General features: G+C 60.0%; 24 protein-coding genes and 1 pseudogene. 18 read left to right on the forward strand and 7 right to left on the reverse strand.

Annotated features, from left to right (window positions below; genetic code table 11):
* Nucleotides 1-376: 376 nt before the first annotated feature.
* The 7 genes from ACZZ0A_RS28920 (at nucleotide 377) to ACZZ0A_RS28950 (ending at nucleotide 7,953) form a co-directional block, all read left to right on the forward strand.
* Nucleotides 377-1,444, forward strand: a complete 1,068-nt coding sequence (locus ACZZ0A_RS28920; protein WP_007914608.1) for a DUF2333 family protein — start codon at nucleotides 377-379, stop codon at nucleotides 1,442-1,444.
* A 3-nt stretch (nucleotides 1,445-1,447) separates the two neighbouring features.
* A complete protein-coding gene (locus tag ACZZ0A_RS28925; RefSeq protein WP_463544050.1) occupies nucleotides 1,448-2,005 on the forward strand; it encodes an NUDIX hydrolase in 558 nt (185 codons plus the stop codon).
* Between the two features lie 188 nt (nucleotides 2,006-2,193).
* Nucleotides 2,194-2,565, forward strand: a complete 372-nt coding sequence (locus ACZZ0A_RS28930) for a translation initiation factor Sui1 (RefSeq protein ID WP_007914613.1) — start codon at nucleotides 2,194-2,196, stop codon at nucleotides 2,563-2,565.
* Nucleotides 2,566-2,784: 219 nt separating this feature from the next.
* Nucleotides 2,785-4,698, forward strand: a complete 1,914-nt coding sequence (gene speA, locus ACZZ0A_RS28935) for an arginine decarboxylase (RefSeq protein ID WP_007914615.1) — start codon at nucleotides 2,785-2,787, stop codon at nucleotides 4,696-4,698.
* A gap of 233 nt (nucleotides 4,699-4,931) precedes the next feature.
* Nucleotides 4,932-6,269: a type VI secretion system Vgr family protein gene (locus ACZZ0A_RS28940; protein ID WP_007914616.1), complete on the forward strand. Its 1,338-nt coding sequence runs from the start codon at nucleotides 4,932-4,934 to the stop codon at nucleotides 6,267-6,269.
* The gene (locus ACZZ0A_RS28945; RefSeq protein ID WP_007914618.1) at nucleotides 6,266-7,060 is read left to right on the forward strand and encodes a DUF4123 domain-containing protein; all 795 of its coding nucleotides are present in this window, start codon (nucleotides 6,266-6,268) and stop codon (nucleotides 7,058-7,060) included. Before ACZZ0A_RS28940 ends, ACZZ0A_RS28945 begins: the two co-directional genes overlap by 4 nt.
* A gap of 17 nt (nucleotides 7,061-7,077) precedes the next feature.
* Nucleotides 7,078-7,953: an alpha/beta hydrolase gene (locus tag ACZZ0A_RS28950; protein WP_007914619.1), complete on the forward strand. Its 876-nt coding sequence runs from the start codon at nucleotides 7,078-7,080 to the stop codon at nucleotides 7,951-7,953.
* On the opposite strand, the gene ACZZ0A_RS28955 is transcribed toward ACZZ0A_RS28950, so the two are convergent.
* Nucleotides 7,947-9,296, reverse strand: a complete 1,350-nt coding sequence (locus ACZZ0A_RS28955) for an MATE family efflux transporter (RefSeq protein WP_463544051.1) — start codon at nucleotides 9,294-9,296, stop codon at nucleotides 7,947-7,949. The genes ACZZ0A_RS28950 and ACZZ0A_RS28955 overlap by 7 nt on opposite strands.
* A gap of 211 nt (nucleotides 9,297-9,507) precedes the next feature.
* On the opposite strand from ACZZ0A_RS28955, the gene ACZZ0A_RS28960 reads away from it, so the two are divergent.
* Both ACZZ0A_RS28960 and ACZZ0A_RS28965 read left to right on the forward strand, forming a co-directional pair.
* Nucleotides 9,508-9,951, forward strand: coding sequence for an ecotin family protein (locus tag ACZZ0A_RS28960; protein ID WP_463544052.1), 444 nt, complete (start codon nucleotides 9,508-9,510; stop codon nucleotides 9,949-9,951).
* Nucleotides 9,952-10,061: 110 nt separating this feature from the next.
* Entirely contained in the window at nucleotides 10,062-10,520 is a 459-nt protein-coding gene (locus ACZZ0A_RS28965; RefSeq protein ID WP_007914622.1) for an ecotin family protein, read from the forward strand.
* A 70-nt stretch (nucleotides 10,521-10,590) separates the two neighbouring features.
* Here ACZZ0A_RS28965 and ACZZ0A_RS28970 read toward each other — a convergent pair whose 3' ends face one another.
* Entirely contained in the window at nucleotides 10,591-10,884 is a 294-nt protein-coding gene (locus ACZZ0A_RS28970; RefSeq protein ID WP_007914623.1) for a hypothetical protein, read from the reverse strand.
* 183 nt (nucleotides 10,885-11,067) lie between these two features.
* Between ACZZ0A_RS28970 and ACZZ0A_RS28975 the strand changes: the two genes are divergently transcribed.
* From ACZZ0A_RS28975 to ACZZ0A_RS28995, 5 genes are all read left to right on the forward strand, one after another.
* Nucleotides 11,068-11,370, forward strand: coding sequence for a MazG-like family protein (locus tag ACZZ0A_RS28975; protein WP_122606447.1), 303 nt, complete (start codon nucleotides 11,068-11,070; stop codon nucleotides 11,368-11,370).
* On the forward strand, nucleotides 11,370-12,119 hold the full coding sequence (locus ACZZ0A_RS28980; RefSeq protein ID WP_007914626.1) for a methyltransferase: 750 nt from the start codon (nucleotides 11,370-11,372) through the stop codon (nucleotides 12,117-12,119). Before ACZZ0A_RS28975 ends, ACZZ0A_RS28980 begins: the two co-directional genes overlap by 1 nt.
* A 12-nt stretch (nucleotides 12,120-12,131) precedes the next feature.
* Entirely contained in the window at nucleotides 12,132-12,746 is a 615-nt protein-coding gene (locus ACZZ0A_RS28985; protein WP_463544053.1) for a DUF4136 domain-containing protein, read from the forward strand.
* Between the two features lie 54 nt (nucleotides 12,747-12,800).
* Nucleotides 12,801-13,358, forward strand: coding sequence for a DUF4136 domain-containing protein (locus ACZZ0A_RS28990; RefSeq protein ID WP_414893243.1), 558 nt, complete (start codon nucleotides 12,801-12,803; stop codon nucleotides 13,356-13,358).
* Between the two features lie 204 nt (nucleotides 13,359-13,562).
* Nucleotides 13,563-15,560, forward strand: coding sequence for a pilus assembly protein TadG-related protein (locus ACZZ0A_RS28995; RefSeq protein ID WP_007914629.1), 1,998 nt, complete (start codon nucleotides 13,563-13,565; stop codon nucleotides 15,558-15,560).
* On the opposite strand, the gene ACZZ0A_RS29000 is transcribed toward ACZZ0A_RS28995, so the two are convergent.
* Nucleotides 15,557-18,310, reverse strand: coding sequence for a PAS domain-containing protein (locus tag ACZZ0A_RS29000; protein ID WP_463544054.1), 2,754 nt, complete (start codon nucleotides 18,308-18,310; stop codon nucleotides 15,557-15,559). The two genes, ACZZ0A_RS28995 and ACZZ0A_RS29000, sit on opposite strands and share 4 nt — an antisense overlap.
* Nucleotides 18,307-18,750 carry a TadE/TadG family type IV pilus assembly protein gene (locus tag ACZZ0A_RS29005; RefSeq protein ID WP_414893245.1) on the reverse strand — a complete coding sequence of 148 codons (444 nt, stop codon included), beginning with the start codon at nucleotides 18,748-18,750 and terminating at the stop codon, nucleotides 18,307-18,309. The genes ACZZ0A_RS29000 and ACZZ0A_RS29005 overlap by 4 nt, the downstream gene beginning before the upstream one ends.
* A gap of 75 nt (nucleotides 18,751-18,825) precedes the next feature.
* Between ACZZ0A_RS29005 and ACZZ0A_RS29010 the strand changes: the two genes are divergently transcribed.
* The 4 genes and pseudogenes from ACZZ0A_RS29010 to ACZZ0A_RS29025 form a co-directional block, all read left to right on the forward strand.
* Entirely contained in the window at nucleotides 18,826-19,296 is a 471-nt protein-coding gene (locus tag ACZZ0A_RS29010) for an A24 family peptidase (protein ID WP_176472353.1), read from the forward strand.
* A 126-nt stretch (nucleotides 19,297-19,422) separates the two neighbouring features.
* Nucleotides 19,423-20,211, forward strand: a complete 789-nt coding sequence (locus ACZZ0A_RS29015; RefSeq protein WP_463544055.1) for a response regulator transcription factor — start codon at nucleotides 19,423-19,425, stop codon at nucleotides 20,209-20,211.
* Nucleotides 20,212-21,363: 1,152 nt separating this feature from the next.
* Nucleotides 21,364-21,726 (forward strand): DUF6124 family protein, encoded by a 363-nt coding sequence (locus tag ACZZ0A_RS29020; RefSeq protein ID WP_123376376.1) that lies wholly within the window; start codon nucleotides 21,364-21,366, stop codon nucleotides 21,724-21,726.
* Between the two features lie 600 nt (nucleotides 21,727-22,326).
* Nucleotides 22,327-22,533 (forward strand): annotated as a pseudogene (locus tag ACZZ0A_RS29025) (hypothetical protein); the annotation flags it as partial.
* A 20-nt stretch (nucleotides 22,534-22,553) separates the two neighbouring features.
* On the opposite strand, the gene ACZZ0A_RS29030 reads toward ACZZ0A_RS29025, so the two are convergent.
* The 3 genes from ACZZ0A_RS29030 to ACZZ0A_RS29040 are packed head-to-tail and all read right to left on the reverse strand — an operon-like array spanning nucleotide 22,554 to nucleotide 24,466.
* Complete coding sequence (locus ACZZ0A_RS29030) at nucleotides 22,554-22,826, reverse strand: DUF3613 domain-containing protein (protein WP_007914635.1); 273 nt, start codon at nucleotides 22,824-22,826, stop codon at nucleotides 22,554-22,556.
* Between the two features lie 10 nt (nucleotides 22,827-22,836).
* Nucleotides 22,837-23,559: a tetratricopeptide repeat protein gene (locus tag ACZZ0A_RS29035; protein WP_095114391.1), complete on the reverse strand. Its 723-nt coding sequence runs from the start codon at nucleotides 23,557-23,559 to the stop codon at nucleotides 22,837-22,839.
* Between the two features lie 22 nt (nucleotides 23,560-23,581).
* A complete protein-coding gene (locus ACZZ0A_RS29040) occupies nucleotides 23,582-24,466 on the reverse strand; it encodes a type II secretion system F family protein (RefSeq protein WP_007914637.1) in 885 nt (294 codons plus the stop codon).

Raw genomic sequence — 24,466 nt, forward strand, 5'->3', positions numbered from 1 at the left:
GCTAGCACCTCTTTTCCCTTACACGAGTGTCGTACGTCAATAATCTGCAATGCGTCACCATTCAGTTTCTGACCGGACGGTTTTGTTTTTGACCTTGGCGTCTGACAAGTCCCCGTAGACCGGGCACTCCCTGACTAAACAGGGTGATCAGGATGACCACGCTGTCGTGCTTTTACCCGAGCGCTGAGTGACCTTTGCGATGGTTTTCAAGCCAATGGGCTGAAGCGTGGGCATCGGGGATTCCCTTAGTCATCGTCGAAGCGTCATTCGGCCATACGAATTGCGGCTTATCTTTACGCGCGGGTGCCCGGCCTTGGCACGTTGTTGTATGGTTGTGGTCGAACCGTTGAACCCAAGTGATTGAAAGGATATCGCCATGCTGGACTGGAAAAACCGCGCGGGCAGCGCGCCTGAACGTGCCGCCGAGCCCAAGTCGGCCGCCCGCAGCTATGTCGGTGGGGTGCTGTTCAGCCGAGCTTTGGCCACGCTGATCGGCCTCTATCTGCTGGTGACCATTGGCCTGGGCTGGTACTGGAGCCAGGAGCCGGCGCTGTTTCCGGTCGCGCAAAATGCGCAAGTGGCGGCCGAGAAAGAAGGCAAGCAGATGGTGATCGGCTACACCACCGTCGAAACCCTGAAGACCGTTGCCGGCACCTTGCTCAACAAGCCGGGCGGCTACATTTCCAACGACCGCTTCCCGCCAGGCCTGTGGATGGACAACACGCCAAGCTGGGAATACGGCGTTCTGGTGCAGGTGCGTGACCTGACCCGGGCTCTGCGTAAAGACTTTGCCCGTTCGCAATCGCAGTCGGCGGAAGATGCCGATCTGGCCAAGGCCGAGCCGCGTTTCAACTTCGACAACAAAAGCTGGATCCTGCCGTCGAGTGAGTCGGAATATCAGGAAGGCATCAACTCGCTGAGCCGCTATCAGGCTCGCCTGTCTGATCCAACCCAGAAAAACGCGCTGTTCTATGCCCGCGCCGACAACCTGAACAACTGGCTGGGCGATGTCGGCACCCGTCTCGGTTCGCTGTCGCAACGCCTGTCGGCCAGCGTTGGCCGGGTCAAACTCAATACCGCGCTGAAAACCGAAGTGCCGGCGATCGGCGAAGTACCACAGGTTGACGAAGAAGTCGTCGAGACTCCGTGGATGCAGATCGACAACGTGTTCTACGAAGCGCGTGGTCAGGCCTGGGCGCTGTCGCACCTGCTGCGCGCCATCGAGGTCGACTTCGCCGATGTGCTGGCGAAGAAGAATGCCACGGTCAGCGTGCGTCAGATCATCCGTGAACTGGAAGCCTCGCAGGAACCGGTCTGGAGTCCTATGATTCTTAACGGAAGCGGCTTCGGCGTCCTCGCCAACCACTCGCTGGTCATGGCCAACTATATTTCCCGTGCCAACGCCGCGGTGATCGATTTGCGTCAACTGCTCAATCAGGGCTGATTCATGAGTCAGAACGCCAGAGAGGCGGCCCATCGCGCCGCCTCGGATGCCGAACAGATCGCCTGGGTCGACGAGCAGGACAACCTGCTCGGCGCGCTCGTCCGTGCCGATCTGCGCGAGCGTGGGCTGATTGGTCGAGGCACTTACATCATGTTGTTCAATTCCGCCGGTGAGCTTTGCGTGCACCGGCGCACCTTGAGCAAGGCGATTTATCCCGGCTACTGGGATGTCGCGGCGGGCGGCATGGTGCAGGCGGACGAGACCTACGCCGAGTCGGCGGCCCGTGAGCTGGAAGAAGAATTGGGCGTCAGCGGCGTAGAGCTGACGGCCCATGACCATTTCTACTTCGAAGACACCGGCAATCGTCTGTGGTGTTCGGCGTTTTCTGCCGTGTGGGACGGCCCGTTGAACCTGCAACCTGAAGAAGTGCTGGAAGCGCGGTTTATTCCAGTCGATCAGGTCATGCGGGAAATCGAGCAGAAGCCTTATTGCCCGGACTCTCTGGCCGCTTTGAAGCGCTATCTGAAGGCGCAGCAAAGCGACGTCGCAAAGAACACATAAATTGGCGCCGATTGGCACTTAGCAATCGGGATTTTTGCCGTTACACTGCGCGACCTTTTCAAGCTGCACCGTCCTGCTTTTATTGAAGCATCCGGTGCAGTAGCGCTGCCCCTGCCTGAGTGGGGCTTCGCGGTCGATGACCTTGCCCAAGGTCGCGATCAGTCTTTGTCCTCCCAAGAGGATTGCCGGTGGCCAAAAAAGCCGCATCCTTCGCCGCCCTTGGTGGCCTGGTATTTTCCACCGACGCAGGTCGTCATTGCCCGGAATGCAGTAAGCCGGTAGACGCCTGTATCTGCAAACAAACCGTGATCCCGGCCGGTGACGGCATTGCCCGCGTGCGTCGCGAGAGCAAGGGCCGTGGCGGCAAGACGGTGACCACCATCACCGGCGTGCCACTGGCCGAAGACGCGCTCAAAGAGTTGGCGACAACGTTGAAGAAACGTTGCGGCACTGGCGGGGCGTTGAAAGACGGCATCATCGAAATCCAGGGCGATCATGTCGAGCTACTCTTGGCTGAGCTGATCAAGCACGGTTTCAAAGCGAAGAAGTCCGGCGGCTAGCAGCCTCTGTGAAATCCATCTGCGGCTTGATCCGGCGCTGAAACACTTCAGATCCGGCGTCGTCTCCATGGTTTTCACAGAGCCTGTTCATGACCGGTTTCTAAACTCCACGCAGTCAGTGAGGTCTACCGCCGCACTGACGAACCGTCATTTTCATTCTTTAGACTGCGCCGGCCTGCGATCAGGCGACGCACTATGACTTCTTTATAGGGGACTTCGATGTCCGTACGACGCACACGCAAAGACGATGGCAGCCAATGGACAGTTGCGGACAGCCGCAGTGTTTACGGGATTCGCCATTGGGGGGCCGGGTATTTCGCGATCAATGACGCCGGTCGCGTCGAAGTTCGTCCGAACGGCCCGAGCAGCTCGCCTATCGACCTGTTCGAGCAAGTCGACCAACTGCGCAAGAGCGGTTTGTCTTTGCCGTTGCTGGTCCGTTTTCCCGACATCCTGCAAGACCGTGTCCGCCAGTTGACCGGCGCCTTCGATGCCAACATCGAGCGTCTGGAATACCAGAGCAAGTACACCGCGCTGTACCCGATCAAGGTTAACCAGCAAGAAGCGGTGATCGAGAACATCATTGCTACCCAGGACGTGTCCATCGGCCTGGAAGCCGGCTCCAAGCCTGAGCTGCTGGCCGTGCTGGCGCTGGCGCCGAAGGGTGGCACCATCGTCTGCAACGGTTACAAGGATCGTGAGTTCATCCGTCTGGCGCTGATGGGTCAGAAGCTCGGTCACAACGTGTTCATCGTCATCGAGAAAGAATCCGAAGTCGGTCTGGTGATCGAAGAAGCTGCCTCGCTGAAGGTCAAGCCACAGGTCGGCCTGCGCGTGCGTCTGTCGTCGCTGGCGTCGTCGAAGTGGGCGGACACCGGTGGCGAAAAATCCAAGTTCGGTCTGTCGGCGGCGCAACTGCTGTCGGTGGTCGAGCGTTTCCGCGCGGCCGGTCTCGATCAGGGCATCCGTCTGCTGCACTTCCACATGGGTTCGCAGATCGCCAACCTGGCCGACTACCAGCACGGCTTCAAGGAAGCGATCCGTTACTACGGCGAGCTGCGCAACCTCGGTCTGCCGGTTGATCACATCGACGTCGGTGGTGGTCTCGGTGTCGACTACGACGGCACGCACTCGCGCAACGCCAGCTCGATCAACTACGACATGGACGATTACGCCGGTGTCGTGGTCGGCATGCTCAAGGAGTTCTGCGACGCGCAGGCGTTGCCGCACCCGCACATCTTCTCCGAGAGCGGCCGCTCGCTGACCGCGCACCACGCGATGCTGGTCGTGCAGGTCACCGACGTCGAGAAGCACAACGACGAAATCCCGCAGATCGAAAACAAGGAAGCGCTGCCGGAAACCGTGCAGTGGCTGGTTGATCTGCTCGGCCCGACCGACATCGAAATGGTCACCGAAACCTACTGGCGTGCCACGCACTACATGAGCGATGTGGCTGCGCAGTACGCCGACGGCAAACTGACCCTGGCTGAAAAAGCCCTGGCCGAGCAATGCTACTTCGCTGTCTGCCGTCGCCTGCACAACTCGCTGAAAGCGCGTCAGCGTTCGCACCGTCAGGTGCTCGACGAACTCAACGACAAACTGGCCGACAAGTACATCTGCAACTTCTCGGTATTCCAGAGCCTGCCGGACACCTGGGCGATCGATCAGGTCCTGCCGATCATCCCGCTGCACCGTCTCGACGAAGAGCCGCTGCGCCGCGCGGTGTTGCAGGATCTGACCTGCGATTCCGACGGCAAGATCAACCAGTACGTCGACGAGCAGAGCATCGAAACCAGCCTGCCAGTACACGGTTTGAATGAAGGCGAAGACTACCTGCTGGGCGTATTCCTGGTCGGCGCCTATCAGGAAATCCTTGGCGACATGCACAACCTGTTCGGCGACACCGACTCGGTGAACATCTACCAGAACGCCGATGGCAGCGTGTACCACGCTGGCATCGAGACCCACGACACCATCGAAGACATGCTGCGTTACGTGCACTTGTCGCCGGAAGAACTGATGACTCACTACCGCGACAAGTGCGCCAGTGCCCGCATCAGTGCCAGCGAGCGCACGCAATTTCTCGATGCCTTGCGTCTGGGCCTGACCCGTTCCTCCTACCTGTCCTCCTGACGCCAGGTGGCGATCTCGCCGGGTTGTCCGAATTTTTTCCGAAAGTGGTGGAAAATTCGCATGACCCGGTGGGATATCTCCCAAAATCTTCGCGAAATGCTTGGCATCCCCGGCCAGCAAAGTCATCCGGTCTGCTTTTCACGTAGGTCATTTCCTAAGTTGTACTTCAGCTCTCTACTCGGCCATGGCTCTCGGCGAGAATCCCCGACCGCCCCTCCTGTAGAGATCCGCCCATGTTCGAACCAGTCAACGAGTCGTCGTTTCGTCTCGATGTAGCGGGCCTGTCCGACCCCTTCGAAGTCCTGGCCTTTACCGGTAGCGAAGCCCTCAGCGAATCCTTTGCGTTCGAGATCGATGTGTTGATCGACGATCCGCACCTGGATCTCGCCGGTCTGCTTTACCGTTCGGCGTTCCTCTGTTTCGGGCCGTCGGGAGAGGGTGTGCACGGGCAATTGCAGAGCCTTGTCCAGCATGAGCATGATCATGGACAGGGTTTGCGGTTGAGCCGGATCCGTCTGGGGCCGAAACTGGGTTGCCTCGCGCTGCGCTTCAGCCAACGAATCTTCAGTGGCCGTTCGGTGCCGCAGATCATCGAACAGGTGCTCAGAGAGCACGGCATCGTCGGTGCCCAGCGCCGCTTCGAGTTACGCGGGGAGTACGCGCCCCGGACGTTCTGCACCCAATACCGCGAGTCCGATCTGCAACTGCTCCAGCGCTTGTGCGCGCAGGCGCGGATTCACTATTACTTTGAACACGACCGTGACCGGCATTGTCTGGTTTTTGCCGATGATCCGGCGCAGTTGCCCTTGGCCGGTGCCGCGCGGTATCAGCGCGAGGACAATGGGCATAACGCTTCTCGCACCTTGCACCAATGGCAGTTGCAAGAGACCGTGCAGGCCAGCTCATCGGGCCAGCAACAGGCCGAAGGACAAAGTGAGCTGGCGGCGTTGCGCAGCGGTCATTGGCTGCGATTGGCCGGTCATCCTTTCGCCGAATGCAATCGCCCATGGTTGCTCACACGCATTGAACATCGCGCCGATCCCTCCCTCGAACGTCCTTATGCCAATCGCTTGTTTGGTGCGTTGCAGGTGCCGTGTGCATCAGCCACTGCGCCCTCGCGCATGCACAGCTTGCAACGGGCGTGGGTGGTGACGGTGGACGAACCGCAGCCTGATTGCCAGCGCCCGGTGGCGGTGCAATTCGATTGGCTCTATCAAGGCGAAGGCGCCGCGCCGAGTCACTGTTGGCTACCGCTCGCGCCATCCGTGGCGCAAACGCCATTGGCGGCGCTGAGCGATGGCGTCGAGGTGGTGGTGAGCTTTTTCGAGGGCGATCCGGATCAGCCGATGATCAGCGGTGTACTGCAACCGCCACTTGTCGTCACCGAGCCCGACGATGCCCCGCCACTGCCCGACAGCCTGGTGAGTGAAGGCCTGCAGCAACTGCTGGCGTCCGGCGAGCCGTTGCTGCTGTTGTGCCTGATCCCCGGCGGCGGCAGTTTCAGTCACTGCGCAGAGCCGGTGTGCAGTTGTCGACTGGTCACCGCCCTTGAACAGAGCGGCACAACATGACTGGCGCGGCGCTTGAGCCCATGGCGCAGTGGCTGTTGCTCGATGGCCCGGATGCACCGCAGGCCTTGCTGGTATTGCGCCAGGCCTTTGCCGATGTGCGGTGCTTCAAGCTGTTCGATGGCACCGAGTTTGAACCGGTCAGCGAGCATGGCCCGGTGTTGATCGAGTTGCGCGATTGCCCGGCATTGGCCGCGTTGTGTCACCGCGATCCGGACACCTGGCGTGGGCTGTTGCTGGGCAGTGAGGTCTCGGCGCAACAGTTGCTGAGGCATTTGCAGCGCATGCTCACAGTGTCGTTCGGATTGAGTCATCGGGCGTTGCTCAGCTATTACAACCGGCAGACCGCGAGCTATTTTTTCGACGCTTGCGACGCCTCCGAATTGAGCCGCTGGCTCGGGCCGATCCGTCAGTTGCGCTGGTTCGGCGGCACTTGGGCCGACCGCGCGATTGGCAGCCAGGGCTGGCAGCAGTTGCGCAATCCGGGGCTTGCCGTCGAACCGCTGAGCATCGAAGAAAGCCTGACCCGGCGCCAGCGCGAACGCTTGCAAACCTGCTTGCTGGAACAGCACATCTGGCGCTGGTGCCAATCGTTGGGAACCGATTACGCGACGATGTCCTCCCATGTTCAACAAGGCCTGGCGCTGGGATTCAGCGACCGCACCGTGCTCGATGGCTGGTTATGGCTACGCTTGCTGCATCCGCGTGCCGTGCTGGTGCCACCGCCGGTGGGTTTGACCCAACAGCAGCGGCTTGACCATGTACGACGCCAGTGGCGCGGCGATCAGTCCTGAGGCGAGGTTCGGCGCGTATGACACGGTTATTCCGGCAAGGGGTGGGCGCTGTGATCGGCAGTGTGTTGCTGCTGGCGCTGAGCGGTTGCTCGCCCGTGCAGTTGCTCAACGCGCTGACGCCGGACAGCACCTACGACAAAACCATGGGCATCGCGTATGGCGACGACCCTCGGCAGAAGCTCGATGTGTATGTGCCGCATCAGCCGATGGCGGGCGCGCCGGTGGTGGTGTTTTTCTATGGCGGCAGCTGGAACAGTGGCTCGCGCGTTGACTACCGCTTTGTCGGTGAAGCGCTGGCGTCCCGGGGGATAGTCACGGTGGTGGCGGATTACCGTTTGTATCCACAGGTGCGCTATCCACTGTTTCTGCAGGACGGCGCGCGGGCGGTGGCGTGGACCAAAGCGCATATCCGCGAGTTTGCCGGCAACCCGCAGCGCTTGTATGTGATGGGTCACAGCTCTGGCGGATACAACGCAGCGATGCTTGCGCTGGATGGTGAGTGGCTCGCGGCGGTGGGCATGTCGCCCAAGGATTTGCGCGGCTGGATCGGTCTCGCCGGGCCTTACGACTTTCTGCCGATCAAGAATCCCGAGGTGCGCCCGGTGTTCTTCTGGCCGGACTCACCGCCGCAATCGCAGCCGATCAACCATGTCAGTCGCGGCGCACCGCCCGCGCTGCTGATTGCCGCGACCGAGGATGATCTGGTCAACCCGACGCGCAACACCGGCGGGCTTGCGAGCAAACTGCGCGAGGCAGGGGTGCCTGTGCAGGACTTGTATTACTCGCGGCCCAATCACATTACGTTGGTTGCGACCTTGTCACGACCGTTGCGGCAACTGGCGCCGGTGCTCGATCAGGTGGTCGGGTTTATCGCCCACACGCCAGCTCAGTGAACGCCGCCACTGAACCAGCCATCGTTGCGTTTGAGCCACCAGGCTTGTGCGCCGAGCGTCAGGCTGCGCAACACCATGAACAGCAGAAAAGATATCCACAGCCCGTGATTGCCCAGACCTTGCAACGCCCAGGCGAACGGCATCAACAGCACCACAGTGATCAACATGCCGTTGCGCATTTCCCGCGCGCGGGTAGCGCCGATGAACAAGCCGTCGAGCAGGTAGCTCCAGACTGCAATCAGCGGCAGCACGGCGAGGTAGGGCAGGTAGACGAAGGCCGTGTCGCGCACGCTCTGGATGTCGGTCTGCATCTCAATGAACAGGTGCCCGGCCAGCAGAAACAACGTGGCGAAGGCGAGGCTGGCGATCAGTGACCAGCCGCCGGCAACCACCAGCGATCGACGCAGGGCCAGGCGATCACGGGCGCCGATGGCGTGTCCGCACAAAGCTTCGACGGCATGGGCCAGACCGTCCAGCGCATGCGCCGTCAACAGCAAGCCATTGAGCAGCAGCGCGTTGGCGGCCACCGTCGAATCACCCAGTCGCGCGCCTTGCACGGTGATCATGAAAAACACCGATTGCAGCGCCAGGCTGCGGATGAAGATGTCGCGGTTGACCGCCAGCAACGGGCGCCAGCTCTGCCAGACCTTCAGCGCCGTCCAGACAATGTGCCCCGGATACGCCCGCAATGCCTTGCGTGTCAGCAGCAGGCCGAGCAGGGCGCCGCTCCACTCGGCGATCACCGAGGCCCGCGCCGAACCGACCACGCCCCAGTCCAGGCCGATGACGAACCACAAATTGAGAACGATGTTGATCAGGTTGGTGCTCAGCAGAATCGCCAGCGGCGCCCGGGCGTTTTGCGTGCCGAGGAACCAGCCGACCAGCGCATAACTGGCCAGCGCCGCCGGCAAGCCGAACAGCCGCGTGTGGAAAAAGTCCCGAGTGAGCTGATCCAGCTCCGCCGACGGTTGCATGAAGTGCAGCGCGACGCCGCTCAGCGGCACACCCAACGTGCCAAGCACGAGTGCCAGTCCCATCGCCAGCAGCAGGCTCTGCAACAGAATCTGCCGTAATGCCGCACCGTCGCTGCGCCCGGCAGCCTGTGCGGCAAACCCGGTGGTGCCCATGCGCAGAAAACCCATGGCCCAAGCGAGAAAAGTGTAGAGGCTGGCGCCGACTGCCACCGCGCCCAATTGATGGGCGTGGGGCAGGTGGCCGATGACGGTGCTGTCGACCAGCGCCACCAGCGGTACGGAAATATTCGACAGAATCATGGGCGCGGCGAGTGCCCAGACCTTGCGGTGCGTCGGGCGGTCGCGCCAGTCGGCGATCAGAGTGGGCATGCAGGCTCCTTGGGGAAGCGGACATTGTAGCGATGCACCGCGGATTTACCGCACCCGAAATCTGCGTCGGGCGGCAATGGCGCTCCCCGACGACACATCGGGTTATGCGCCCAGCTCAAAAACATGCCGCGTATATCTATGTACCGCACACCAGATTTGCACACGGGGTTCAATCGCCCTCAAGCAGTCAAACAAATTACTGGAAGGCGCAATGGATCACTCTGAAAGCATCATCTCTGGCATCGTCAACGCTGTTGTGACGGCGCTTCGCTCCACCGGTTTTTTCGAAAGCGCAGAGAACGCGATAGTCAGCGCCCCCTATCGCAAGCACATTATCTGGCTGAAAAAGCGCAGCGATGAAGCGTCCTTTGAGGTCCTCATCAAGGCTGAGATAACAAGAAGCGTTGATTGCAACGTGACGACTACATTGCCAGGCAGACTTCACAAAGAGTCGCTGGGATATTTTCGACTTGATTTGCCGATTACCCTGTCGACAAGAAAGGGATGCCCGGTCACCCACGAAGAAACGGTGTCGTTAGTGCTCACGGATAACACGTTCGATTATTCGAGCAGACAACCCATTGTTATTCATGCGCACGAGCATATTGATATTTCGTACGCGATTGAAAAAAAGCGCGCGGCGATTAGCGGTTGAGCGGTTGTTGAACAAAAAAACCGCCGGGTATTTCGCTGCGGCGCATGTCCGGAACATTAATGGATTGAATTGGCCTGTGTTTACTAATGATCAGGCTGTAAGGAAACGAAATGGAAAACGAGCGAAACATCATCCACGAACCTGTGTCTCAGGAAACTGTGCGCGACAGGGGCTACTCCGAACGCCCGGAGAATATCCGGATAAAAGCCCCTGATCGGAAACATGTTTTCTGGCTGCCGAGGCGCGACGACGCGCAAACGCTGGTCGTACGCATTCAGGCCAGGATCACCGTTATTGGAGAATGCAATCTTTGGACAGACTGCGGAATGGGGGGCAATCTGTTTTTCGGTGATCTGGAGGCGATTCCGGAGGGTTATTACAAGATCGATAAACCCTATGAACTGACTACACAGCGACTGCAATGCGGTCGTGATGCCAAGACTTACGATCTGATACTCAGGGACAGCCTGCTTGCCTATTCCAGCACCGCTCCAATTGTTATTCACGCACATGAGGACATCGATATTCATTACACCGTAGAAGCCAGGCCCGAAGAATCCGGGAGCTGAGTGCTGCCAGCTTTGAATTGATTGATCCTGTATTTGATCAGCCCCCTGATATGAGGGGGCTTTTACAGGATCAATGAATAATCCAGCTCAATAGCCACAACCCCAGCAACAACCAGATAATCCCGGCAATGATCGAGGCATTCATGAACGCCCGAATCGCCGACCACAACAGCATCAACCCGACAATGAGCGCGATGATGCTGATGATCGAGGTGTCCATGCCCAGGGTTTTGGCCAGCCCGTCGACAAAGTTGCCGCCGGCATTGCTCAGAATGTTGAACAAGCCACTGAGGCCGTCGACGATAAAGCGGATGACCGAACCGAGCGCCTGGCCGAGCCATTCGAAAAAGCTTTCTACCTGCATGTGTGCATCCTGATGAAAGAGCTGAGCCTTGGGCCACAACGCAGGTGGCCGAGTTCCCTGCATGATAGAAGGTTTGCACCCATTCTGTGTGGGAGCGAGCAGGCTCGCTCCCACATCAGATCACCTGCGCCGCTTGCCTTTGGTGGGTATCCCCCCGAAGCTATACGCCTTCAGGAGAGCCCGATGAACCTTGTTGAACTGACCGAACGCCTGCACGCCATTCGCGACCGCAATGACTGGCGGCAATTTCACAGCCCGAAAAATCTGGCCATGGCGGCCAGTGTCGAGATGTCTGAACTGGTGGAAATCTTCCAGTGGCTGACGGAAGACCAGTCGCGCCAGTTGCCGGCGGACAAACTCGCCCACGCCGGGCAGGAAGTCGGCGATATCGTGCTGTATCTGTTGCTGCTGTGCAGCGAATTGGGGTTGGACATGAATGAAGTGGTGCGCGCCAAGCTCGCCGACAGCGAACGGCGGTTCAACTGATGAGCGACCGGCATTTCGATCAGTTGGCGACGCGGTTCGCCGAAAAAATCTATGGCGGCGCCAAAGGCGCGATTCGCCTCGCGGTGTTGCAGGCCGATCTTATCGAGGCATTGCCGGGTCGTCCGTTGCGGGTGCTCGACATTGGCGGCGGCCTTGGCCACATGTCGCTGTGGCTGGCTGAACGCGGTCACGATGTGACCTTCACCGAGCCGGCCGCACCGATGCTCGAAGGCGCGCGCCAGCGTTTCGCTGAAGCCGGGCAAACCGCGACGTTCATTCAGGCGCCATGGCAGGAACTGCTCGGGCAACTTACTGAACCGTACGATCTGGTGATCTGCCACGCCGTGCTGGAATGGCTCGCCGAACCCCACGCGATCCTGCCGGTGCTGCATCAGTTGACCAAGTCTGGTGGCTGGTTGTCGCTGGCGTTCTACAACCGTGATGCGCTGATCTACCGCAACCTGCTCAAAGGCCATTTCAAGAAAATGCGCAAGAACAGCATGGCCGGGGAAAAGCAGAGCCTGACCCCGCAACAACCGCTGGACCCACGGGAATTGGCAACGCAACTCGACGGCCTGTGGCAGGTCGAAACCCAGAGCGGGATTCGCGTTTTCCACGACTACATGCCGGTGGAGTTCCAGGCCCGCGCCGAACTCGCGGATTTGCTCGAGATGGAACTCGCTCACCGCCGTCACCCAAGCTTCGCCGGGCTTGGGCGCTACTTGCACTGGATCTGCCGGCCGATCTGATCGGAGCGCGACATGAAAGCTCAATCCGGGTTATTGCTGATCTGTCTGGGGTTGGCTGCCTGCCAAAGCAGCAACCCGTACGTGGCGCAATCGCGGCCCTTGCCGCCTGCACCGCCCCAGGCCGCCGCCACCTTCGACCGCAGCGCGTACCCGGCGCCGCCGCGTGACTACGGACGCTATCGCAGTTGGGCCTGGCTCAATGGGCAATTGCCGCCGGGTACGGCGTGGGCCGATTCGGCGCAACTGGCCGAGGCGGTGAGCAATGCCCTCGATCAGCGCGGTTTGCGCCCGCTGCACGACAAGCGCCCGGCCGACTTGTTGGTCAGCGCCAATCTGCGTTTGGAAACCCGCTTGCGTCAGGTCCAGGACGACTACGGTTATTACGGCGGCGGATACGGCGGCTATGATCGATATGGTCGCGGTTATGGCATGTACAACACGGTGCCGATCGTACGCACGTATTCCGAGCAAGTCGTGGTGGTGCAAGTCGATCTGTTCGATGCCGGCACGGGGCAACCGGTGTGGAGCGCCAGTGCTGAAACCGCGAACAAGGGCAGCGAAATCGATCGCACCGATTCGATCCGCGAGGCTGTGGAAAAGGCCATGTCGGCGTATCCTCCCGGTTAGCTTCCTGCCAATCAGAAGCTGCCGCAGGTTCATGTCTTCAACCGGAGAAAAACCATGTTCCGCCGTCTCGTTCTACTGGCCATGGCCGCGCTGCTCACCGCCTGCGCGGCCAACCAGGTCAATCACGACTTCGATGCCAGCCGCGACTTTGCCGCCTATCGCAGCTGGAGCTGGAAAGACCCCGCCCTGCAATATCGCCCCGATGATCCGCGAATCAAAAGCGACCTGACCGAACAGCGCATCCGCCAGGCAGTCGCCGACCAACTCGATCAGCGTGGCTTGCGCCCGGCGGCTGCGGGCGCCAAGGGTGACTTGAGTGTGCAGACCTACTTGATCGTCGAGGATCGTCAGCAGCAAGTAACAACCAACTACGGCGGCGGTTGGGGTGGCCCGTGGAACGGCTACTGGGGCGCACCGATGTACAACGAAACGCGCAACATCACCTACAAGGTCGCGACCATCCAGATCGACCTGCTCGACGGCAAGGACGGCAAACTGGTGTGGCGCGGCAGTGATGAGCAGATGCTCGCCAGCAAGCCTAATCCGCAGGATCGCAGCAATGCCATCCGCGAGACGGTCGGGCGGATTCTGGTCAACTATCCACCGCGCTGAATCCGTTCAGGAAAAGCGGGAGCTCTTGAGCTCCCATTTTTTGCCCTGCGACGAACCCCTGTAGGAGCTGCCGAAGGCTGCGATCTTTTGATTTTGCTTTTTTAGAGGCCAAGATCAAAAGATCGCAGCCTGCGGCAGCTCCTACCGGGGATTGCGCGTCTACACTCAGTTGCACCAATGGAGCTAGCGGCAAAGGAGTGCGCCATGTCGCCTCGTTCGCGATTCAACAGCCCGGCCCGGCAGCGCGGGGCGATTGGCTTGATGGCGGCGGCCACCCTCAGTCTGGCGGTGGTGATGCTGCTGTTGGTGGTCGACACCGGTCGCCTGTACATGGAACAACGCAAATTGCAGCGCGTGGTCGACAACGCCGCCCTCGAAGCCGTCAGCCGTGGCGGTAATTGCCTGCCGGGCCTGAGCGCCGCCAGTTATGCCGGGCAAAGCGCGGTGCGCAATGGCTACCTCGTCGATGCCAGCAACACCCTCGCCACCACATGCGGCACCTTGGTGACGGCCGCCACCGGCCTGCGCACGTTCGCAGTGGATGCCACGCAAGCGGCAGCGGTCAAAGTCGTCGCCAGTCGCACGGTGACCAGCAGTTTTGCCGGTGGTGTACAGGCCTTGTTCAGCGGCACACCGGTCAGTCTCAATACCACGCTCAATGCCTCGGCGGTGGCCGCCAAACCGCAGCCGACGGTGGCCCAGCTGAATATTCGCAGCACCCTGGCCAGCATCGATACGGCGCAGTCGAACATCCTCAATCCACTGTTTTCCGGATTATTGGGCGGTAACGTCAATCTCACGGCTCTGGGCTGGGATGGCCTGCTGAACACCGACATCAACTTGCTCAAATACCTTGATCAACTGGCGATCAATCTCAACGTCGCGGCGGGCAATTACACGCAGTTGCTCAACACCCAGGCGACCGTGACGCAACTGATTCAGGCGGCGGCGACGGTGGTGCAGCTCAATGGCGCGACCGCCCAGGTGATCACTGCACTGGGCCAATTGCAGGTCGCGGCAATCAATGCCGCGCCGGTCAAACTCGGCGACATCCTGCAACTGCAGACTGGCACCACGGCGGCAGGGCTGGACGCCAATCTGCAACTGCTGCAACTGATTCAGGGCGTGGTGCAACTGGCCAACAGCAAGAGTGCGGTGGCGGCGACATTGCCGATCAGCGTGCTCGGGCTGGCGAATGTCACGGTGCGGGTGAAAGTGATCGAACCGCCGCAGTTTTCTGCGATTGGCGATCCGGCGCGGGCCAAGGTCAACCCGACCGGGGCGGACCGGATTTATGTGCGTACGGCGCAGGTGCGCACATTGGTGTCAGTCAGTCTGCCGGTGCTCAGCGGCGTCACCGGGCTGACCAATGCCGTGCTGGGGCTGGTCGGTGGATTGACCCCGACCCTCAATGCACTACTGAGTCTGAATCTGGTCAGTACGCTCAATTCAGTCCTGTGCCTGTTGGGCGCCGGTTGTGAGCAACTTGATCCACAATTGCTGCCATCACCGCAAATCGACATCAGTCTGGATGCCGGCGGCGCCAAGAGTTATGTCACCGATTACAGCTGTCCGACGGGCACCACCGGCACCAAGAGCCTGACCGCGCATACCATCACGTCCATCGCTGATTTGAAACTCGGCAAGATCGATCCGACCAATGCCTTCTCTTCGGCGGCCGAACCCACGGTGGCACCCTTGGCGCTGATCGATCTGGGGATCGTCACCTGTCACAAAATCCTGCTGCTCGGCACCTGTGATCCTGCCACCCATGTCCCTTTCGGCGCGGGAGGCATCGGCATCATGCTCGACACCAGCGTCGCGCAAAACACTCAGGATCTGGTCTTCTCCAGCGCCACGCCATTCGCCACCCCGGCCAACCTCAAATTGCCCCCAAGCATTCAGTCAGCCGCACCCACCAACAACATCGTCGGCAGCCTGTCGAACACCCTCGCCGGCATCAACCTGATCGTCTACAAACCCCAGGGCAGCAATCCATTGGGTGCCGTTGTTACCGGCGTCGCCTCGTTGATCAGCGATGTCACCAGCAAGTTACTGCCAGTGGTGACCAATCTGGTCAGCCCATTGCTCGACCCGCTGCTGAACAACCTGCTCAAAGGTCTGGGCATCAATCTGATGGACGTCGACGTCGGCGCCAACATGACCTGCGGCCAGACCGGCAAGGCCTATCTGGTGATCTAGGCGTCCACGGCAACCGGCAATTCGATGCAGAACCGTGCGCCCTCCACCGAGTTGCGCACGCTCAACCGGCCACCCATGTTGTCGATGATGCCGTAGCTCACAGACAATCCCAGACCGGTGCCGACGCCGATCGGTTTGGTGGTGAAAAACGGCTCGAAGATCCGCTCCAGCAAGCGTGGATCGATACCGCCACCGTTGTCCTCGACCCACAGCCGCACGCACTGTTCATCGCGTTCGGCATAGATCGAAATCCACGGTTTGAAGGATGAATCCTTCTCGCGTTTGCTCAGTAACGCATCCCGCGCGTTGACCATCAGATTGATCAACACCTGTTCAAGCTGATCGACGTAGCCGCGCACCTGGACCTCGAACCCGGTCTCGCTGATGCGCAAATCCACGCCTTTGCCGCGCATGCCCTCGGCCAGCAGCGACAGCGTGCCTTCAATGGCCGAGGCGGGGTTGAACAGTTGCTGCTCGATCTCCGAGCGCCGGCCGAATACGCGCATGTGATCGACCACTTTCGCCGCACGCTGCACCTGCGCGTCGATGCGGTTGAGTTTGTCGGTCAGGTAGTCGACCTGCACATCGCCATTGCCCAGACGCTTGAGCACGTTGACGATGGCCATGCGCATGACGTTCAGCGGCTGATTGATTTCATGGGCCAGGCCGGTGGCCATTTCGCCGAGGGTGGCCATTTTCGCGCTTTGCGTGAGTTGCTGCTGCGAGCGGCGCACCTCGGTGTTGTCGCGGCCCACCGCTTGCACTTCGATCAATTGGCCGTGTTCATCGAATACACCGCGATCGGACCAGACCCACCAGGCGTGTTCGCGGCCGGGCAGTTGCAGGCTGATTTCTGCGGTGCTCACCGGCTGTTCCGCCGTCAGTGATCCGAGACGCTGGACGAATGCGGCGCGTTGTTCCTCGGACATCCAACTGCCCAGATCGACCCCTGGCAGTTGCTCCGGCGTGCATTCCAGATACCTCGCCAGCGGCCGGTTGCCAAAGGTCAGAATCAGGTCCGGGCGATAACGACAGATCATCGCTGGCGAGTCCTCCACCAGAATCCGATAGCGCTCTTCGCTCTTTTTCACCTGCTCGGCCGCCAGGGTCGCCTCGGTGACGTCCAGCCACAGACCGACTGCTTCCACGGGCAGGCCCAGGTCATTGCGCAGCAACTTGGCTTCATCGAGCAGCCAGTGATATTCACCGTGACGATCGCGCAGCCGATAACGCGCGCGCACTGAACCTTCGCGCAACAGCTGGCGACTGCGGGCGAAATACAGGTCACGGTCTTCGGGGTGGATCATTTCGACCAAGGCCCCGTTCCCGCAATCATCAAGGCTCCAGCCCAGCAACGGATGCAGGCTGGCACTGAAGAACGCCGGAATCAGTGCACCGTCGTGGTACTGCTGGACGTAAATTACTGCGGGCGAACTGGCGATCAGATTGTCGAGCCGTGCATGTGCGGCAGCGGCTCGTTGGTGCTGGTTCTGAATGTCGCTGATATCGAGCATGAAACCGACCAACCGGCGGTACTCGCCGCTGCCAATCACTTGGCCCTGCACGCGATACCACAGGGGGGCCTGCGCGGGATCATCGCTGCTCAGACGCACCGAAAGCGTCAGGGCTTCGCCCTGTTGCTGCAAGGCTTGCAGACGGCTGCGCAGCTCTTCACGGTCGGCGGGATGGATTTGCCTCAGCCAGTCTTCCAGCGATAATCCGCCAGGGTTCACCTTCAGGGCTGCGGCCAGCGCAGGCGCCAATTGAATGTTGTTGTCGCCTGCAAGGATCTCCCACCAGCCGGTGCCCAGCAGGGTTTGCAGCGCTTCGATGCGTTCCAGTTGCAGGTGATGTTGCTGTTCACGCAAACGCCCCAGTAAAGGCCCGGCCAGTGCACCGACCAGTGCGATCCAGTCGCGCTCGGTCAGGTACGGCGCGGCGCTGTCCACGGAGTAAAAACCGCAGAGCAGCCAAGCCACCACGCCGCGTTCATCGCTATACGGCACCGCGAAACCTTCGGCATTGCCGAACAGGACTTGCACCCGCGAGTGTTCGTCGAGGCCATGGTGTGCGCCGACACGCTGTGGCGCGACACCGTTCAGGCTGTCCAGCGGCGTGCCCAGACGCTGCTGGTCATGCCACAGATTCGGCGCATCGTGAGCGCGATACTGGCGATAGATTTGCCAACCCTGTTGCTCGTCATCGAGCAAGGCCAGGGCCACACAAGGGATATGCCAGCGCTGGGCGATCAGTTGCAATTGTTCGCTGACGATCACCGGCAAACGCCACTGGCTGCACGCGCGTAACTGTTCGCTGATCTGCCCGGCAATCAATTGGCAGGCATCCCGCTGACGCGATTGTTGACGTTCGAGCAGCAAGTCGGCGATATCGATCAACTGCATCAGCCAGCCTTCACCCTGCGGCTGCACCCAGCCACGCAGGTGCACGGTTTGCTCGCCCAGACCGAAGAAGTCGAGATCAAGCAGCAGCCCCTGCCATTCCCTTGGTCGACCTTCGATGGCCAGTGTGCTGTGCGGCAGCAGGTAGGCGCTCAGCGGTAAAGGGTGATCGTGAGGCTTGAACTGCGCCAGCAGATGCCGCAACGGCCCAGCCATTTGCAGCACGCCACCGTCATCGTTCAGGTACAGGTGCAAGCCTGTTGCGGGTGAGCCGAGAGGGTCGGGCAACTCATGGGCGGCGGGCGGTGTGCGTTTGAGCAAGCGCCCGAACAGTTTGTCCCCCGACGTCAAAATTGCAGACTCGATTTGGCGGTCAGATAGGTGGGCAGACTGGGCACTGTGCCAACGACCGGAAGCACCAGAAACGGCATGACCTGATTCAACTTGCTGACTGGATAATCCACTCGCACCGTCAGCAGGCCTGACGCGCTGTATTGGCTGCTGGTATCAACGCCGACCACCAGGTTGAAGACCGGCGGAATCCAGGACAATTGCTGGGTCAGCGTGGCATTCGCGGTGTTAAGCACGACCGTTGAATAGTCGGGCGTGTTGGGGTCGACCGCGACACTGCGGCGTACCGCTTCGGACGTGGCCTGATTGAACGATTGCATCATCACCAACGGCAGGCTGTAGCTGACCAGACCGTAGAACACGGCGAAAAAGATGATGAACACCAAGGCGAACTCGATCGCCACCGCACCTTTTTGCGACTTCCGAAAGCCGGTTTTCATGAGTGCGTCTACCCTGACTGTCACTGCGTAGTATCAGCATAGAATCATTCCGCAAAAATGGACGGTTTTTACCCGATGTACAGTTTTGTCCTCTTGATCTGGCTGGGGCTGTGCGCGGCGCAAGACGCGCGCCAGCGACGCATCGCCAATGGGCTGACCTTCGGCGTCGCCGCGCTGGCGCTGATCTGGCTGCTGTGGACCGGCAGCACTTGGCTGGGCGCTGATGCGGGGCAGGGCGGTTGGGCTTGCCTGATCGCTCTGGCGCTGACCCTTCCGGGTTTTTTCATGGGCCGGATGGGTGCCGGCGATGTGAAATTAATGACAGCTCTGGGCCTTGCGACGGACGGTCTGTTCATTCTTGGCGTGTTTATTGGCGCAGGGTTTGCCAGTGTGGTCTGGCTGCTGCTGGCGCCAAGAGTCTGGCTCCATATGAGTCAAGGGCTTAGAGATCGTCTGCGATATCTGGCGCCAGATAAGTCAAAAAAGCTGCCATTTGCACCGTTCGTGTTGGTGGGGGCCGTGTTTGTCATGCTTTGGATCCACTAGTCGCCAAGCGCCACTAGTCCTATGTACATAGTCGGAAAGTACGTCTACTTTCAAAGGAACTGGTTATACAGCCAAAGGCTGGCAGTACAGGAATGGTCAGCTTTGGCCTGGCACATGGAGTAGCACGTGAACAAGCTTACGTCTGCGGTAAAAGTCCTCGTGGTCGACGATCAGCCGTTGATTGTTGAGGAGCTGTGCGAGTTTCTTGAAAGTAGCGGTTATCGCTGTGTGCCGTGCGAATCGAGTCTGCAGGCGATCGAGCGTTTTACTGAGGACGCGGAAATCGGTCTGGTGCTGAGTGATCTGCACATGCCGGACATGGATGGCATTCAGTTGATTCAGGCGTTGCAGCGACTGGCGGGCAAGCATCGGGCTTTTGAGGCGATCATGCTCACCGGGCGTGCCGACAAGCAGGATGTGATCAAGGCGTTGCGTGCCGGGATTGCTGATTACTATCAGAAGCCGATTGATCTGGATGAATTGCTCGAAGGTGTGCGGCGACAGGAGGCGGCTCTGCAGGAACGGCAGAAGAATCTGCAACTGGGGCATTTGAATCAGAAGTTGCAGTATCTGTCTGAGTCGATTGATGACCTTTATCAGGATCTGGACAAGGTACGGCGTAGTCCTTCGTCGGTGGCTCGCGATGGATTGGGGGGTGAGTCTGCTGAGGCTGAGACGCAGGAGATGCCGGCGATTTTCAATCAGTTGTCGCCGCGGCAATTGGATGTGGCGCGGTTGGTGGGCAAGGGGCAGACCAATTATCAGATTGCCTGTGAGTTGGGGATTACCGAGAACACGGTGAAGCTTTATGTTTCGCAGGTGTTGCGGTTGACGCATATGCATAATCGGACGCAGTTGGCTCTGGCTTTGTCGCCGAGTGCTTCTGCTGCGCGGCAGCGGGTTACGGCGCATTGACTTGGCGGCCTGTGGGCCGACCAGGTTCTTGGGGTTTGGTGTGTATATCCGTTTTTTTGGGTGTTGCGGCTGGCGGTTCCGCCCTTACGGCGGGTCACTTTTTCAGACGCCAAAAAGTAACCAAAAGGCTGGGCCCCGGCGTTCGGCCCCTCGCTAGGGCTCGGGGTTCCTTCGCTTCCGGGATCTATCCGGGGGGCATCGCCTACGGTTTGCTTCGCTGCACCTCCTCTCGATGTGTTTGGCTTCGCCAAACGGTCGCTGCGCTCCCACCCCCGGATAAATCCCTCCACTCAGCCTGCCGAAGGGGCCAGCAGATCAAAAGCTGCAGCCGAGCTAACGCTCATCCTGTTGAGTGGTTAGGAGCGGGTGAGGGGCTTTTGATCTGTTTTAGAGTCTGAATTCGACTCGGTCTTTCACGTCGGCGTAGCTCTCCCAAACACCTCGGTCAGTCCCCTCTCCCTCTGGGAGAGGGCTAGGGTGAGGGGCTTTTGATCTGTTTCAGAATCTGAATTCGACTCGGAATTTCACGTCGGCGTAGCTCTCCCAAACACCTCGGTCAGTCCCCTCTCCCTCAGGGAGAAGGCTAGGGTGAGGGGCTTTTGATCTGTTTCAGAATCTGAATTCGACTCGGTCTTTCACGTCGGCGTACCTCTACCAAACACCCCGGTCAGTCCCCTCTCCCTCTGGGAGAGGGCTAGGGTGAGGGGCTTTTGATCTGTTTCAGAGTCTGAATTCGACTCGGTATTTCACGTCGGCGTAGCTCTACCAAACACCCCGGTCAGTCCCCTCTCCCTCTGGGAGAGGGCTAGGGTGAGGGTTGGCTTTTGGCTGTTTAAATTTGTTGCAGATAACCGGAACCTTCCCACACGGTTTTCAGGTTGTCCGTCGGACGTGCGCTCTTTAGTCTCTGGCTGTCGCTGAACACTCAGCGATCGGGTGTGAGAACCCGGCAATTTATGGTCATCAAGTCTTTGTGCACGCATAATCGCCGCCAGCTTGTCTGCTGTCTGCAATGTGTCATGGCGGCTGTGTGCGGGCAGACTTCGGTCTGGCCGGGTGTCCATAACCGGTATTCTCACCCCGCATACAGCTGCCACCTTTTGCCCCGTGAGAATGGCAGTGGGTGGCGGCAAAGACTTTGGAGTTGTTTCAATGGACAAACTGATCCCCGACCCACCCACCGAACCCACCACCCCGCTCGAAGATGCCATCCGCGCCGACGACCTCGTCAAGAACCGCGAAGCCATCAAACGCGCTCTCGATTTCTACCTCTGCCCCGAACCTGAAAAACCCCGCCAAGCCAGCACGATGTTTCTCATCCATCCGAAAATCGATACCGAAAGCCTGCTCGCCCACGCCTGCGAATCCCTGGCTTCGGCCAACACGCTGGCCGGTAACTTTGCCGATCAGTTGGCCCGGCCCGAGCGCAATACCGCGCTGGCGATTCAGCAGATCGTCATGCTGGCTGAGCTGGCGGTAAACCGGGCGCTGGATCGGGTGGATCCGCAGGCCTGATTCGGCAGGCAAACTGTGTCATCGTTCTTCGCGAGTAGGCTTGCTGCCACATTTTGAAATGCATTTCAGCTGTGGGAGAGCGCAGGGGGGGCGGCTTTTGATTTGCGTTGGATTCGCCCCTCACCCCAGCCCTCTCCCGAGGGAGAGGGGGCCGATTTGTGTGTTTTTCAAAGCCTGAGTTCAACTCGATATTTCACGGCGGCGTACCTCTACCAAACACCTCGGTCAGTCCCCCTCTCCCTCTGGGAGAGGGTTAGGGTGAGGGTGGGCTTTTGGCTGTTTAAATGTGTGCCAGATAACCGGAACCTTCCCACATGGTTTTCAGGTTGTCCGTCGGACGTGCACTCTCTAGTCTCTGGCTGTCGCTGCCAATTCAGCGACCGGGTGTGGAAACCTGAATTTCAAGTAGATGCGTTGCATCGCTACCGCAATCATTGTCGGCGTCTTCTTTCGTCTGCAAACTGTGTCGCGGCGGCTGTGCGCGGGCAGGCTTCGGTCTGGCCGGTTGCCTACTTATCGGTTTTCCACCCTGCGTACAGCTGCCACCTTTTGTCGTGTGGAAACGACAAAGGTTGGCTCCTCAGCCAAGTAGGAGTTGATATGGACAAACTGATCCCCGACCCACCCACCGAACCCACCACCCCGCTCGAAGATGCCATCCGCGCCGACGACCTCGTCAAGAACCGCGAAGCCATCAAACGCGCTCTGGATTTCTACCTCTGCCCCGAATCTGCAAAACCCCGCCAGCCCAGCACGATGTTTCTCATCCATCCGAAAATCGATACCGAAAGCCTGCTCGCGAAAGCGCTCGCAAGGTCACCCCATCACTAATTCTTGCTCTCGATCTTCCCGCCCGCATCCGGATCATAAAAATCCGGAATCTCATATTTGTACTTCTTCAGCCACCGCTGCATCGCCAGATCCCGTTCGGTCGCGGTCGCCGTTTGTGGCTTGGGCGAGGCGGCTTTGTTGCGGCTTTGCAGGACCAGCCAGCCTTCGGTCTCCTGTTGTTGCGCCGAGGCGGGGCCGGCGTCGATGGCGGCGGCGCTGAGGGGCAGGCTGAGCAGGGTCAGGTAGCAGAGACCTTTTAAGGGATGCATGGCTGTCTCCTTACTTGAGCGATGACGGTAACGGGTCAGCGACGGCGGCCACTTGATTGCTGGTGGCTGGTTTGGTCTTGACCGGGGCTTTGAGTTTTTCTGCGCGTTGCTGGGCTTCGGTGAATTGTTCCGGGGTCAGTTTCGCGCGGCTGATGATTTCGGCAGCTTGTGGCCAGTCGTTCTGGTACAGCAACAGGGTGACCATGTTCAGGGTCGCCAGTTGGTTGTTCTGCTTGAGTTCGATCGCGGTGAGGAATTCGAAACGGGCGTCGTTCAGGCGCAGTTGGTTGAGATAGACCACGCCTAGGTCGTTGCGGATTTTTTCGTCGGTGGGCGCCAGGCGCGCGGCGCGTTGCAGGTGGGCCTGGGCCTGGCCGTTGTCGCCACGGGCGGCGTAGAGTTGGCCGAGGCCGTGTTCGGCTTCGGCGGTCAGGCAGCCGCCGAGCAGGCCGCGGTACAGCGGCTCGGCTTCGCTGCGGCCGAGCAAGCGATAGACCTTGGCTTTGCGCAGGCGCACTTCGCTGATGTTGTCCGGCAGGCTTTGCAGGTTGGCCAGGCTGGCGTGCAGTTTGCCGTCGTTGGCGAGGTCGTCCGCGAGGTTCAGGGCCAGCTCCTGCTCCTGGGTCATTTTGCTGCAACTGCTCGGTGACAGCAGCGCCGTCCACGGTGCCTGGCCGTCGGTGGCGCAACCGCCGAGCAGCAACAGACTTGCCATGACTATCAGTACTTTCATCAAACGCTCTCCATGAGCTAGGTCAGTTGGCAAACGCGCGGGCAATGGCGGTGAAGCCCGGGCCGGCGAGGACGATCAGCAGTGCCGGAAACAGAAACAGCATCATCACTACAGACATCTTCGCCGACATTTTCGAGATGTATTCCTGCAGGCGCGTCAGGCGGCGGTCATCCAGCAGTTGCTTGAGCGCCAGCAGCGACTTCATCGCGCCGCCGCCCTGTTGAATCAGTTGCTGGAGGATCACGCAGGTGTCGCTGAATTCATCTACGGCGAGCATCACCGCCGCTTTGTTCAACTCCTGGCCAAGTTCCAGGCCGCTGTCGACACGGGCCAGAATCAGGCGCAGTTCGCTGGTCAGTTCCGGCAGCAGTTTTTGCGCTTCAATGCTGAGTACCCGCAGGGCTTGTTCGACGGCCATGCCGGATTCGAAAAGGATGCGCAGCAGCGGAATGAAGGTCGACACCTCCACGGCAATGGTTTTCTGCCGCCGCGTCGCTGCGTAAGCCAGCAGACGTTTGGGCAGCAGATAGCCGCCGCCGGTGGCGAGCATCGGCACGATCCAGCGGTTGCTGGCCTGGGGGAAAAACACTTCTTGCAGAAAGATCGCCAGGCCCAATGTCAGCAACGGCGTGCCGATCTGGCAGGCCGCGAACAGCGCTCGCTCGTTGGCGCGGCGCCAGCCGATACGGTTGAGCAGAGTCTGGGTTTCGCTGTCGATGCTCACCGAGCGTTGCCCGAACTTACTGCTGCCCAATGCGCGCAACCAGCTGCCGAAGCGGTTCTCGCGCACCAGTTGTCCTTGCAGGCGCTGGTTGACCTGGCGCACTCGACGGCGCTCCACCAGCAGGTGATTGATCACCAGCATCAAGGCGCCAAGCAGCAACATCAGAGCCGCGAGCCAGACCAT

The organism is Pseudomonas sp. AC242, assembly GCF_979258655.1.